A 12,869-nucleotide genomic window follows, 5' to 3' on the forward strand; every position below is an offset into this window, starting at 1 on the left:
GTCCCTCATGACCGAGGCATACATCGTCGATGCGGTACGCACCCCGATCGGCAAGAAGAACGGCGGCCTGTCCGGCGTCCACCCCGCCGACCTGGGCGCGCACGTGATCAAGGCGGTCGTGGACCGCACCGGCATCGACCCGAGCGACGTCGACGACGTCGTCTTCGGCTGTGTCGACGCCATCGGCGGCCAGGCCGGCAACATTGCCCGCACCGCGTGGCTCGCTGCGGGCTACCCGCAGCATGTCCCCGGCGTCACCGTCGACCGGCAGTGCGGGTCGAGCCAGCAGGCCCTGCACTTCGGTGCGCAGGCCATCCTGTCCGGCACCGCCGACCTCATCGTCGCCGGCGGCGTCCAGAACATGTCACAGATCCCGATCTCGGCGGCCATGATCGTGGGGCAGCAGTACGGCTTCGACACCCCGTTCGGCGGGTCGACCGGCTGGACCGAGCGGTACGGCGATCAGGAGGTCTCGCAGTTCCGCGGTGCCGAGATGATCGCCGACAAGTGGGATCTCAGTCGTGAGGACCTCGAACGTTGGGCGCTGCAGAGCCACGAGCGGGCCAAGGCGGCCATCGCCGAGGGCCGCTTCGAGGGCGAGATCGTCCCGCTCGGCGACGCCACCGTCGACGAGGGGCCCCGCGAGACGAGCCTCGAGAAGATGGCGTCCCTCGCGACGCTCGTCGAGGGCGGCAGGCTCACCGCCGCCGTCGCCAGCCAGATCTCCGACGGTGCGTCGGCGGTACTGCTCGCCTCCGACGAGGCCGTGCGCAAGTACGGACTGAAGCCTCGTGCGCGGATCCATCACCTCAGCGCCCGCGGTGACGACCCGATCTTCATGCTCAGCGCGCCCATCCCGGCCACGCAGCACGCGCTGGCGAAGACCGGCCTGAGCATCGACGACATCGACCTGATCGAGATCAACGAGGCCTTCGCCCCCGTCGTGCTGGCCTGGATCAAGGAGATCGGCGCAGACCCGGCCAAGGTCAACGTGAACGGCGGCGCTATCGCGCTGGGTCACCCGCTCGGCGCCACCGGCACCAAGTTGATGGCGACGCTGCTCAACGAGCTCGAGCGCCGCGAGGGCCGGTACGGCCTGCTGACGATATGCGAGGGCGGCGGCACCGCGAACGTGACGATCATCGAGCGCGTGTAGCCGGGCGGCTGCGCCGCCGGTGTGTCCTTCGGGCTGTCAGGGCAGCCCGAAGGACACACCGGCGCGTCAGCGCAGGGTCGGGTCGGTGACGCGGTCGCTGCTCCCGGCGGTGCGGAACACGTGGTCCGCGAGATCGGCGAGCGGATCGGCGGGCAGGACGTGGACGATCTGCTGGTGCACGACGCCGCCGTCCGGGCACCAGACGACCACCCGCCGGGGCCCGGGCGCCACCTGGTGGGCGACCATCGATCCGGACGGCTCGACGGGCAGACTGCGGGTGTCACCGTCCGCGTCGGGGTCCACGCGGCAGCTCTCCGGGTGGACGGGCACGCCGTGCACCGTCACCTTCACCCGCTCGCGGCCCGCGACGACGTCGGCGGTGGCGGTCGCCTGTGCCGTGGCCGGAACAACCACTGCCGCAACGATCGTGGACAGCACCGCCACCGTCGCACCTGCATACCCGAATCGCATGGTTTCTCCCTCCCGCGCGGGCCTCTCCCACCCGTCGGGCACAGCGTACGGGTGGGCGGCGGCTCAGGCCCGGAAGGACACCCGGGCGTGCATGCCGTCCGGCATGAGGGTGAGTCGCTCGGCGACCTTCAGCCGGTAGCCGGGATCCATCGCCAGGTCGTAGCGGCGCAACAGGGTTCCCAGCACGAGGGTTGCCTCGTGCAGCGCGAACTGCCGTCCGATGCACGCGCGTTCTCCGGTGCCGAACGGCTTGTACACGTGCGCGGGCCGGGCCCGGACCCGTTCGGGCAGGAAACGGTCGGGGTCGAACTCGTCGGCGTCGTCGCCCCACACTGCGCGGTCCCGGTGCACCGCGGGCAGCAGCACGAGCACCCAGTCGCCGGCGCGCATCCGGTACCGGCCGCCCAGAGTGGTGTCCACCTTCGCCTCCCGTGCGTACGCGGGCGCCGTCGGCCACAGCCGCAGCGCCTCGTCGAGCACCCGACGGACGTACCGCAGCTTGGCGATCTGTTCGAAGGCGGGCTCGCCGTCGCCCCAGACCTCCTCGACCTCCGCCCGCGCCCGCGTGTAGGCCTCCGGGTCGCGCATCAGGTAGTACAGGGCGAACGACAATGCGCCCGAGGTGGTTTCGTGTCCGGCGACGAGGAAGGTGAGCACCTGGTTGCGGATGTTGACGGCGTCGAGCTTGTTCGGATCGTCCTCCCGGGACGCCCGCAGCATCAGCTCGAGCAGGTCGTCGGGGGCGGGGCCGGGCGCATCGCTCCTGCTACGGATCACCGCGTCGACGACGTCGTGCATGTGCGCCCGGTCGAGGTCGTACTGTCGCTTGGCGGCGGGGAAGAGGAAGCGCCCGACGACGGGAACGGTGCGCAGCATACTGCGCTGCGAGAACGACAGTCCGCCGACCATCGCCTCGACGAACGGATGCCGCTCTTCGCGTTCGAACGGCTCGAACGAGTAGCTGAACCCGGTGCGGCCGATGGTTTCCAGCGTCAGTTTCGTCATGTCCGCGGCGACGGCGACGTCGCCGCCGCTGCGTGCCCGGCGGTCCCAGTGCGCGACGAGCTGGGCAGTGACGTCGAGCATCGTCGCGTGGTACCGGCGCATCGCCTGCTGCGTGAACGCCGGCATCAGCAACTCGTGGGCGCGACGCCAGTTCGGTTCCTCGTTGTAGGCGGTGAACAGCCCGTCGCCACCGATCGCCCGCAGGGCCTCCACGCCCGGCGCGAGGTGCTTGGCGAAGCGCTTCTCGTCGGACAGCTCGGCCGTGAGTTCGCCGGAGCAGACGAACACGAAGCGGCGGCCGAATGCGGTGCGTTCGAACACCGGGCCGAGGGCTTTGTGGGTGGCCATCGAGTTCTGCACCGGGGTCTTCAGCGACATGCCCAGGACGTCGCCGGCGAGGGGCAGGCGTTTCGGCGGGCGTGGAATCTCCGTGTCGAACACTCGCGACGTGGCCATGACCATGCTCCGACCCCCAGTTATTGAACCCGCGTACAGTAGTCACGCTACGCCGGGACGGATACCTGTCAAGAACTAGATTGGATCCGTGGCCCAACCCCGCCGACGTCTCGACCCCGAGCAGCGCCGCGCGCAACTGCTCGACATCGGCGCGCGCCTGTTCGCCGAGCGAGCCTACGAGGACGTGTGGATCGAGGAGGTCGCCGAACTCGCGGGGGTCTCACGCGGCCTGATGTACCACTACTTTCCGACCAAGCGGGACTTCATGGCGGCGGTCGTCCAACGCGAATCGGACCGGCTGCTCGCCGTCACCGAACCCGATCCGCGGCTCACCGTCGCCGAGCGGATCACCGCGGGCCTCGACGCCTATCTCGACTACGTCGCCTCGCACCGGCAGGGCGTCGCGGCGGTCAACCGGGCCGCGGACTCCGCCGATGCGGGTATCCGCGCGATCGTCGATACCGAACTCGGAGTGCAGCAGGAACGCATCCTCGACGCCCTCGCCCCGCCCGACGACGAACGCGAACTCGTCGCGGTCGCCGTGCAGGGCTGGATCGCGCTCGTGCGCAGCGTGTGCGTCGACTGGCACGATCACCCCACCGTCACCGAGGCGCAGCTGCGGGAGCTGTGCCTGAACGCTCTGCGCGGGATGCTCGGCGGTCGCCTCGGCTGATGTTCCGGCGTTACCCTCGGTTCATGTGCCGGAACATCACGGAGCTGCGCGGGCTCGAGCCGGCAGCGACCGACGAGGAGATCGAGGCCGCCGCCCGGCAGTACGTGCGCAAGGTCAGTGGCGTCCACAAGCTCTCCGACGCCACCCGCGAACCGTTCGAGGAGGCCGTGGCCGAGGTCACGGCCGTCACTATGCGGCTGCTCGACCGGCTCCCGCCGCGCCGGCAGCCACCGCCGACGGTGCCCCCGCTGCGCCGGCCGGAGGTGCAGGCGCGGATCGCAGCTCGCGGCTGACCGGGTCGCGGATGGATCTGCTCGCGCTTCGGGAATTCGCGCCGTCCGCGGAGGGGGCGAATCCCGAAGGCGCAAGCAGATTTCCGTACGTCTATGCGCGCGACTCCTGACCGCGCAGCGCGGCCATCGCGTCGATCCGCTCGACGGCCTCGGCGACGATGCGGTCGATCAGTTCCTGGCAGCTCGGCAGGTCGTCGAGCATGCCGACGACCTGCCCGGAGGCGAGCACACCGGCCTCGGTGTTGCCCTCGACGAGCCCGGCCTTGAGCAGCATGGGGGTGTTGGCCGCCATGATGATCTGCTGCCACGTGCGGTCGCTCGCCCGCTTCATCGCGATGCCGTCCTTCACGAGCGTCGACCACTTCATCCCGGTCATGGCCTTGAACTTGGCCGCGTTCCTGGCGGCGGCGACGAGACCTTTCGCGTAGCTGCCACGTTCGAGGCTGTCCACGAGTTCGGTGTTGAGCACCCGGTGCGGCATGCCGTCGACCTTGACCGAGACCGTCGTGTCCTGCAGACCCCGGCTCAGATACTCCTGCTTCACCGAATCGGGCACGGCGCTGTCGCTGGTGAGCAGGAACCGGGTGCCCATGGCGACGCCGGCCGCCCCGTAGGCGAGCGCCGCTGCCAGGCCTCGGCCGTCGAAGAACCCGCCGGCCGCGACGACCGGGATGTCGACGGCGTCGAGCACGCTCGGCAGCAGCAGCGTGGTGGCCACCGGTCCGGTGTGCCCGCCGCCCTCGCCGCCCTGCACGATCACCGCGTCGGCTCCCCAGGAGGCCACCTTCACCGCGTGCTTCGCGGCGCCGATGGACGGGATGACCACGACGCCGTGGTCCTTGAGCTTGGCGATCAGTTCCTTCCTGGGCGCGAGCGCGAAGGAGGCGACCCGGACGTTCTCGCGGATGAGCAGGTCGATGCGCTGGGCGGCGTCGGACGCGTCGGCGCGGATGTTCACGCCGAAGGGCTTGTCCGTCGCCGCCTTGGTCTTCGCGACGGCGACCTCGAGTTCCTCGTACGTCATCGTCGCCGAGGCCAGGATGCCGAGGCCGCCCGCATTGGAGGTGGCGGCGGTCAGCCGGGGGCCGGACACCCAGCCCATGCCGGTCTGGACGATCGGATGCTCGATGCCGACGAGGTCGGTCAGTGCCGTCGTCAGGCGTGGACTCATACCGCCACCTCCCGGTCTCGCAGCCCACGCGGATCGAGGACCTCGCGGATCAGGCGCAGTTCCTCGGCGGTGGGCTCCCGGGTGACTGTGGCCTCGTCGAGGCCGGCCACCTCGAAGGAGGTGTTCTCGGCGACCTGCTCGGCGGTGACACCCGGGTGCAGGGTCAGCGCCCGGAACGTGTGGCCGGGACCGCCGAAGTCGAACGAGCCGAGATTGGTGACGACCCGGTGCAGGTGCAGGAACCGGAACGCCGGGTTGGCCGGATCGACCTGGTCGTAGCCGACACCGGAGACGATGTCGACCCGGTCGCAGAACACCCGCGGATTGTGCTTGCCGACCCAGTAGCTCGTCGCGTGGTTGATCGTGTTGCCGGGGGCGCCGCGCACACCGAACATCTGCCGGGTCGGGCGCTGCAGCGGCCCGAACGCCGACAGGTTCTGGTTGCCGTGCCGGTCGATCTGGTTGGCGCCCATGACGACGTGGCGGCGGCCGGAGGCGACGACGTCGAACACCTTGCGGAACGGCATCCAGCCCTCGATCGGGCCCTTCGCACCGACGGCGGGGGTGTCGGCCAGGATCAGGGCCTCGCCGTCGGTGATGAGCAGGTCCGGTTCGGTGGTCAGCCGGGCGAGGCGCGCGCCGATGAGCGGCAGTGTCGCCATCGGGCTGGCCATGATCTCGCCGGCGCCGGCGAAGATCTCGGCGCATGCGATGGCGCAGTACTCGGCGCGGGTCACCGTGCCGGAGGTCTGCGGGGTGGTCGTCTCGGTCATGCCTGCTCCTCGCTGAAGGCCTGCACTGCGGCCTGGTAGTCCTCTTCGCTGCCCGAGAGGAAGCGGTCGACGAATGCCTGCCACGCCTGCGGGTCCTTCGCCGATTCGGCGTAGTGGCGCTGGAACTTCTCGTCGCGACCGTAGCTGTCGCCGGCAAGGGTGAAGTGGGCGCCGTTCGGTGCCTCGACGACCCCGTCGACCATCATGCGGTTGAGGACGAGGGACTGCAGGGGGACGGACTTGACGAGTTCCTCGGTCTCGACGATGCGTTCGACCGAGACGTACCGCTTCTCGGCAGCCAGGCAGTACAGGTCGTCGAAGTAGGGGTCGACGCCGGTGTAGGCGGCGTTGCCGTGCGCATCGCCGAGGTTCAGATGCACCAGGGACGCATCGAGATTCAGCGCCGGCATCGCGATCAGCGTCTCGGCCTCGCCCGACTCGTGGGGGTACGGCGAGGTGACGGTCTGCAGCTCGCCCTCCCAGAAGTCGACGACGGCCGAGCCCAGGCCGGCGCGGATCGGCAGGAACGGCAGCCGGGCGGCGGCCGCCTCGAGGCCGCACTTGACCATGCCCTCGTCCATCTCCCGCGCGACGATCTCGCCGTTCGTGCGGGCCTTGGCGAACCAAGGGTCGTAGAACGGAGCCGAGTCGAGGGAGACGAACCCGTAGTACGCCTTCTTCACCTTTCCGGCCGAGCACAGCAGTCCCAGGTCCGGGCCGCCGTAGGTCACGACCGTCAGGTTCTTCACATCCGAGCGCAGGATCGCGCGGACGAGCGCCATCGGCTTGCGCCGCGACCCCCAGCCGCCGATGCCGATCGTCATGCCGCTGCGCAGCTCGCCGACCACGTCGTCGAGCGACATCCTCTTGTCACGCATGGTGTTTCATGTCTCCTGATCAGTGGTTGGCGCGCGGCTTGCCGGTGGCGACGAACTCGTCCCGGTGCTCGTCCGCGATGCCGGCGAGGTTGAGTTCGAAGGTGAAACCCTGCTCGAATCGGTAGCTTTCCTTCACGTCCACCGGATCGATGCCGTTGATGGCTTCCTTGGCGCACCTGATGACGCGGGTGTCCTTCGCCGCGATCTTCTCGGCGATCTCGCGGGCGGTGGCGTCGAGGTCGGCGCGCGGGACCACCTTGTAGACGGAACCGAAGTGCTCGAGCTGCTGGGCGGTGACGTTCTGCGCCGTGTAGTAGAGGGTGCGCATCATGTGCTGCGGCACGAGCCGGGCGAGGTGGGTGGCGGCGCCGAGCGCGCCGCGGTCCACCTCGGGCAGGCCGAAGACGGCGTCGTCGGAGGCGACGATGACGTCGGCGTTGCCGACGAGGCCGACGCCGCCGCCGACGCAGAACCCGTTCACGGCGACTACGACGGGCACGGCGCAGTCGTAGACGGCGGCGAAGGCGGCGGCGCAGCCGCGGTTGGCGCCGATGAGGGCGTCGTGCCCGTCGGTGGCCTGCATCTCCTTGATGTCGACGCCGGCGTTGAAGCCGCGGCCCTCCGCACGCAGGATCACCACGTGCGTGGCCGGATCCTTGCCTGCGGCCAGGACCGCGTCGGCCAGTTCGAACCACCCCTGGGAGGGGATGGCGTTCACAGGCGGGTAGTCGACGGTGACCGTGGTGATGCCCGCGCCGTCGGTGGTCGAGGTGATGCCCATGGCAGGTTCCTAACGTCTGTACCGAACCAAGCGATTGCTTGGTAAGTTAGCACATGCGGGGCGAAGACCCCAGGGAGCGGAATCGTGGAGGCGGGGCGAGCGTGTCGCCCGGATTCCCCGGCAACGACATCTATTCGAGGAGAAGAGATAGTGAGCGGACTGGTCAACGGGCGCGTCGTGATCGTCACCGGCGCGGGGCGCGGCATCGGGCGGGCCCACGCGCTGGCCTTCGCGGCCGAAGGCGCGAAGGTCGTGGTCAACGACATCGGGGCCGGCGCGGACGGTTCCGCGACGGGGGAGAGCCCCGCGGAGCAGGTCGTCGCGGAAATCCGCGCGGCCGGCGGCGAGGCCGTCGTCAACGGTGACGACGTCGCCGACTGGGCCGGCGCGCAGAACCTGGTGCAGACGGCCCTGGACGCCTTCGGGCGGCTCGACGTCCTGGTCAACAACGCCGGATTCCTGCGGGATCGCATGCTCGCCAACATGAGCGAGGAGGAGTGGGATGCGGTGATCCGGGTGCACCTCAAGGGCCACTTCGCCCCGATGCGGCACGCGATGGCGTACTGGCGCGGGGAGGCGAAGGCCGGCAACCCGGTCGACGCCCGCATCGTCAACACCAGCTCGGGCGCCGGCCTGATGGGCAGCATCGGCCAGGGCAACTACGCCGCCGCCAAGGCCGGGATCGCCGCTCTCACGATCCAGGCCGCCGCGGAGTTCGCGCGCTACGGCGTCACCGTCAACGCGATCGCGCCGGCCGCGCGGACCCGCATGACCGTGGGCGCGGGCGGCGCGATGGCCGAGTCGATGGCCGCCCCCGAGGAGGGCTTCGACGCGATGGCCCCGGAGAACGTCTCACCGCTGGTGGTGTGGCTCGGCAGCGCCGAGTCGAAGGAGGTCACCGGCCGGGTGTTCGAGGTAGAGGGCGGCAAGGTCTCCGTCGCCGACGGCTGGCGGCACGGCGAGGCGATCGACAAGGGCGAGCGCTGGGATCCGAAGGAACTCGGTCCGGTCGTGGAGAAGCTGATCGCGCGCAGCGAGCCCCCGACCCCGGTCTACGGGGCCTGATCAGTCGTGCGCGCTTTCGGTAGCGTCCGCTACCGAAAGCACGCACGGGTGGGGGCGACTATGCGGGCGAACGGACGATGATGGTGGTGCCGGGGAAGTACGCGGCCAGCTCGGTGCGGGCGTGCTTGAGGGTCGCGGTGCCGTAGCCCTGCTTGCGCAGCTCCGGGTGGACCCAGATCGCGACGTCGACCTCATGGCCCTGGAGCTCACCGAACGCGAAACCGACCGGCTTGGGTTCGGTGCCGGACAGGTCCTCGGCGACCAGCCACACCGCGGACTCGTCGTCGATGCGCGACAGGCCGGCGGCGCGTTCCTGCTCGACCCGGTCCTCGCCGGCGTCGCCGAGCTGCTCTTCGCACCGCGCGCGGAACAGCTCGCGGTCTCGATCGCTGTTGCTGAACTGACGCAGCCGGAAGTGGGCACCGGTGGCGTACGGACGCTCGGCGGGCGTCCACTTCAGCACCGCGTCGAGGTCGTCGAGCTCCTCCCGGATCTTCTTCCGCTCCGCCTTGGTCAGCCGCCGGAACGGAAGGTTGAGCACCGCCTCGGCGCAGGACTCGTTCGTGTCGAGCAGCCGCGCGACGGTCGTGACGGCCTCGGCTCGGTCGTTGCTCTCGACGATGGCATCGAGGACCTCGTGCCGGCGTTCGAGCGCGCGCAGCAGTGCCGCGGCGATCTCCCGCTTGTCGAGTACCCGGTCGTGGTCGGCGGTTGTCATCGGGTGACATCCCTTCTCGAGAGCAGCTCGACCGGGCACCCCGCTGGTTCGTGCCCGGCCGTGCCGGCTCCCGCGAAGATCACTCGCACACCACCACCGGGATGACCCGATCCGTCCAGGACTGATAATTGTCGAAATCCGCGTACATCGCCACCAGCCGCGGCCAGTAGTGCGACCGTTCCTCGGGCGTCGCCACCCGCGCCGTCATCTGCCGCACCCGCGAGCGCACCTGCACGGTCACCCGCGGATCGGCGCGGATGTTGCGGAACCACAGCGGGTGCTGGGGCAGGCCGCCCTGGGAGGCGACGAGCACCACCCGCTCACCGTCCTCGAGGAACAGCAGGGGAACGGTCCGTGGCTGCCCCGTCTTCCGGCCCGTCGTCGTGAGCAGGCAGACGGGGATGCCCCACGGGAAGGCGCTGCCCACCCGCCACTTTCCACCGATCCGGCCTCCGGTGGCCTGGTAGGCCGCCACGTTGGCGCGCGACATCCACTTGATGATCGGCACGGTCCACTTCGAATCGAGGCCCTTCGGCGCGGCGGCTGGGCTCATGTCAGATCCGCTCGATGATCGTGCCGGTCGCCAGCGCGCCGCCGGCGCACATGGTGATCAGCGCGGTCGACCCGTCGCGGCGCTCGAGCTCGTGCAGGGCGGTGGTGATCAACCGCGAGCCGGTGGAGCCGACGGGGTGACCCAGCGCGATCGCGCCACCGTTCACGTTGACCTTGTCCATGTCGGGCTCGTGCACCCGGGCCCACGACAGCAGCACCGACGCGAACGCCTCGTTGACCTCGAACAGGTCCAGGTCGCCGATCGTCATCCCGGACTTGTCGAGGACGCGGCTCGTCGCCTGCACCGGACCGTCGAGATGGAATTCGGGTTCGGCGCCGACGAGGGCCTGCGAGACGATCCGGGCCCGCGGCTTCAGGCCCAGCGCGGCGGCGCGGTCGGAATCCATGAGCAGCACCGCGGCTGCGCCGTCGGAGATCTGCGACGAGGTACCGGCGGTGTGGACGCCGCTGTCGAGGACCGGCTTCAGCTTCGCGAGCGACTCCGCGGTCGTCTCGCGCAGACCCTGGTCGCGGGCGACGGTCTGCTTCTCACCGGTGAGGGCGCCCGCCTTGTCGACGACGGGCGCGACGACGGGCAGGACCTCGCGGTCGAAGCGGCCCTCGTCCCAGGCCTGCTTGGCCAGCGCCTGCGACCGGACACCGAGAGCGTCGACGTCCTCGCGGGTGATGCCGCGCCGGCGGGCGATGCGCTCGGCCGCCTCGAACTGGTTGGGCATGTCGATGTTCCACGACTCGGGACGGCGCGGGCCGGCGAGTTCGCCGACGTTCGCGCCGAGCGGCACCTGGGACATGGCTTCGATACCGCAGGCGATGCCGACGTCGATGGCGCCGGTGGCGATGAGCCCCGCGATCAGATGGTTGGCCTGCTGAGCCGACCCGCACTGGCAGTCGACCGTGGTCGCGCCGACCTGCCACGGCAGTCCGGCGTGCAGCCACGCGGTGCGGGTGATGTTGTTGGACTGCGCGCCGGCCTGCGTGACGCACCCGCCGATCACTTGCTCGACAAGGGCGGGATCGAGGCCCGCGCGCTCGAGCAGCCCGCTCTGGGCGGCCCCGAGGATCTCGGCGGCATGCAGGCCGGCGAGCCAGCCGCCGCGCTTGCCGATCGGGGTGCGTGCCGCCTCGACGATGACTGGTGTGCCCACGGTGGGCTCCTTTCTGATCCTTGTCCTCGCAAAGTAGAACAGGTTTTCGTGGCGGACAAGACGTGGTCCGAATGATCGGGACTTGGCGATTCCTTGGCCTCCGGGCCGCCCTGTGCTTGAATGCTTTTAGAACGTGTTCCACATCACGACCCGGTGCACTCGTCAGGGTAGGAGAGAATTCAGTGGCGCAGCCCAACATCCCCGAAGACATCGACTTCACCGATCCGGATCTCTACGCCGAGCGGATGCCGTTCGAGGAGTTCGCCGAGCTGCGTAGGACCGCCCCCGTCTGGTGGAACAAGAAATCCCCGGACGTCGGCGGGTTCCACGACGAGGGATTCTGGGTCGTGTCCCGGCACGAGGAGGTCCGTGAGGTCTCCCGCCGCAGCGACGTGTTCTCCAACTGGGAGAACACCGCGATCCCGCGATTCAACGACGACATCCCGCGCGAGGCCATCGAACTGCAGCGGCACGTCCTGCTCAACAAGGACGCCCCCGAGCACACCAAGCTGCGCAAACTCGTCGCCCGCGGCTTCACCCCCCGCGCCATCAACGGCCTCCGGGCCGAGCTGAACGCCCGCGCGAAGAAGATCGTCGAGGACGCGTGCCAGGCCGGCCGGGGCGACTTCGTCACCCAGGTCGCCGCGGAACTGCCCCTGCAGGCCATCGCCGAACTGATCGGCGTCCCGCAGGAGGACCGGGACAAGATCTTCGAGTGGTCGAATCAGATGACCGGCTACGACGACCCGGACAACACCGCCGACCCCGCGGCCGCGTCGATGGAGGTCCTCGGCTACGCGTACCAGATGGCTGCCGCGCGCAAGGAGTGTCCGGCCGACGACATCGTCACCACGCTGATCGAGGCGGACATCGACGGGGACGAGCTCTCACCCGAGGAGTTCGGATTCTTCTTCATCGTGCTCGCCGTCGCCGGCAACGAGACCACCCGCAACGCGATCACGCACGGCATGGCGGCATTCCTCGACAATCCCGAGCAGTGGGAGATCTTCAAGCGGGACCGGCCGAAGACCGCGGCCGACGAGATCATCCGCTGGGCCACGCCGGTCATCTCGTTCCAGCGCACCGCCCTCGAGGACACCGAACTCGGCGGGCAGACGATCCACAAGGGTGACCGCGTCGTGATGCTGTACGCGTCGGCGAACAACGACGAGGAGGTGTTCGACAACCCCCGGACGTTCGACATCCTGCGAGATCCCAACCCGCACCTCGCCTTCGGCGGAACCGGTGCGCACTACTGCCTCGGCGCCAACCTGGCGCGGATGGAGATCGACCTCGTCTTCAACGCGATCGCCGACTACATGCCCGACATCACCAAGGTCGCCGACCCGCGCCGGTTGCGGTCCGGCTGGCTCAACGGACTCAAGGAGTTCCGGGTGGACTACAGGACGGAGGGCGGCTGCCCCGTCGAGCACTGACCGGATGCGACGGCGCGGGAGATCGGAATCCTTCCGCGTCGCCGTGCCTTCCGCAGGCTCCGGTCGTCCTTCGGATCCCGGCGGTTCCCGGATCGGCGCGCGGAGGGACGGCGGACGGAAGGGGAGTACCGCAGAAACCGACGACATGGGTGCACCCCGCCGAAATTGGGGGTGAGGGCGGGGTGCCCGGCCACAGTATTCGGCCCGCCGGGGCCCGGTAGCTTCCGGTCCTGCTGACCGGGACCGGGCGGGCCGAACCGCGGAGATCTCGCGTG

14 protein-coding genes are annotated in these 12,869 nt (G+C 69.7%); 5 read left to right on the forward strand and 9 right to left on the reverse strand.

Annotation, left to right across the window (positions count from 1 at the left end; translation table 11 throughout):
• The first annotated feature begins 7 nt into the window (after window positions 1-7).
• Entirely contained in the window at window positions 8-1,156 is a 1,149-nt protein-coding gene (locus AC2IPW_RS03610) for an acetyl-CoA C-acetyltransferase (RefSeq protein ID WP_486376316.1), read from the forward strand.
• 66 nt (window positions 1,157-1,222) lie between these two features.
• Here the strand turns inward: AC2IPW_RS03610 and AC2IPW_RS03615 are convergent, their stop codons facing one another.
• On the reverse strand, window positions 1,223-1,627 hold the full coding sequence (locus tag AC2IPW_RS03615) for a hypothetical protein (RefSeq protein WP_486376317.1): 405 nt from the start codon (window positions 1,625-1,627) through the stop codon (window positions 1,223-1,225).
• 63 nt (window positions 1,628-1,690) lie between these two features.
• On the reverse strand, window positions 1,691-3,088 hold the full coding sequence (locus AC2IPW_RS03620; protein ID WP_486376318.1) for a cytochrome P450: 1,398 nt from the start codon (window positions 3,086-3,088) through the stop codon (window positions 1,691-1,693).
• Between the two features lie 88 nt (window positions 3,089-3,176).
• Between AC2IPW_RS03620 and AC2IPW_RS03625 the strand changes: the two genes are divergently transcribed.
• On the forward strand, window positions 3,177-3,761 hold the full coding sequence (locus tag AC2IPW_RS03625) for a TetR/AcrR family transcriptional regulator (RefSeq protein WP_003935853.1): 585 nt from the start codon (window positions 3,177-3,179) through the stop codon (window positions 3,759-3,761).
• Between the two features lie 23 nt (window positions 3,762-3,784).
• On the forward strand, window positions 3,785-4,054 hold the full coding sequence (locus tag AC2IPW_RS03630) for a DUF2277 domain-containing protein (protein WP_003935852.1): 270 nt from the start codon (window positions 3,785-3,787) through the stop codon (window positions 4,052-4,054).
• Window positions 4,055-4,145: 91 nt separating this feature from the next.
• Here AC2IPW_RS03630 and AC2IPW_RS03635 read toward each other — a convergent pair whose 3' ends face one another.
• Genes AC2IPW_RS03635 through echA20 form a run of 4 tightly spaced genes read right to left on the reverse strand, consistent with a single transcriptional unit; the run spans window position 4,146 to window position 7,657 of the window.
• Window positions 4,146-5,225: an NAD(P)H-dependent flavin oxidoreductase gene (locus AC2IPW_RS03635; protein ID WP_371384546.1), complete on the reverse strand. Its 1,080-nt coding sequence runs from the start codon at window positions 5,223-5,225 to the stop codon at window positions 4,146-4,148.
• Window positions 5,222-5,998, reverse strand: coding sequence for a cholesterol ring-cleaving hydrolase subunit IpdB (ipdB, locus tag AC2IPW_RS03640; protein WP_486376319.1), 777 nt, complete (start codon window positions 5,996-5,998; stop codon window positions 5,222-5,224). Before ipdB ends, AC2IPW_RS03635 begins: the two co-directional genes overlap by 4 nt.
• Window positions 5,995-6,876, reverse strand: coding sequence for a cholesterol ring-cleaving hydrolase subunit IpdA (ipdA, locus tag AC2IPW_RS03645; protein WP_486376320.1), 882 nt, complete (start codon window positions 6,874-6,876; stop codon window positions 5,995-5,997). The genes ipdB and ipdA overlap by 4 nt, the downstream gene beginning before the upstream one ends.
• Before the next feature lie 19 nt (window positions 6,877-6,895).
• On the reverse strand, window positions 6,896-7,657 hold the full coding sequence (gene echA20, locus AC2IPW_RS03650; protein ID WP_054371628.1) for a (7aS)-7a-methyl-1,5-dioxo-2,3,5,6,7,7a-hexahydro-1H-indene-carboxyl-CoA hydrolase: 762 nt from the start codon (window positions 7,655-7,657) through the stop codon (window positions 6,896-6,898).
• A 150-nt stretch (window positions 7,658-7,807) separates the two neighbouring features.
• Between echA20 and AC2IPW_RS03655 the strand changes: the two genes are divergently transcribed.
• Window positions 7,808-8,722, forward strand: coding sequence for an SDR family oxidoreductase (locus tag AC2IPW_RS03655; RefSeq protein WP_289377253.1), 915 nt, complete (start codon window positions 7,808-7,810; stop codon window positions 8,720-8,722).
• 58 nt (window positions 8,723-8,780) lie between these two features.
• Here the strand turns inward: AC2IPW_RS03655 and AC2IPW_RS03660 are convergent, their stop codons facing one another.
• The 3 genes from AC2IPW_RS03660 to AC2IPW_RS03670 form a co-directional block, all read right to left on the reverse strand.
• Window positions 8,781-9,440, reverse strand: a complete 660-nt coding sequence (locus AC2IPW_RS03660) for a GNAT family N-acetyltransferase (protein ID WP_416062655.1) — start codon at window positions 9,438-9,440, stop codon at window positions 8,781-8,783.
• Window positions 9,441-9,519: 79 nt separating this feature from the next.
• Entirely contained in the window at window positions 9,520-9,993 is a 474-nt protein-coding gene (locus AC2IPW_RS03665; RefSeq protein ID WP_416062656.1) for a nitroreductase family deazaflavin-dependent oxidoreductase, read from the reverse strand.
• Between the two features lies 1 nt (window position 9,994).
• Complete coding sequence (locus AC2IPW_RS03670) at window positions 9,995-11,158, reverse strand: steroid 3-ketoacyl-CoA thiolase (protein ID WP_486376321.1); 1,164 nt, start codon at window positions 11,156-11,158, stop codon at window positions 9,995-9,997.
• A gap of 182 nt (window positions 11,159-11,340) precedes the next feature.
• Between AC2IPW_RS03670 and AC2IPW_RS03675 the strand changes: the two genes are divergently transcribed.
• Window positions 11,341-12,594 carry a cytochrome P450 gene (locus tag AC2IPW_RS03675; RefSeq protein WP_054371623.1) on the forward strand — a complete coding sequence of 418 codons (1,254 nt, stop codon included), beginning with the start codon at window positions 11,341-11,343 and terminating at the stop codon, window positions 12,592-12,594.
• Window positions 12,595-12,869: the final 275 nt, after the last annotated feature.

This window comes from Rhodococcus sp. NS-SX18 (assembly GCF_057367935.1).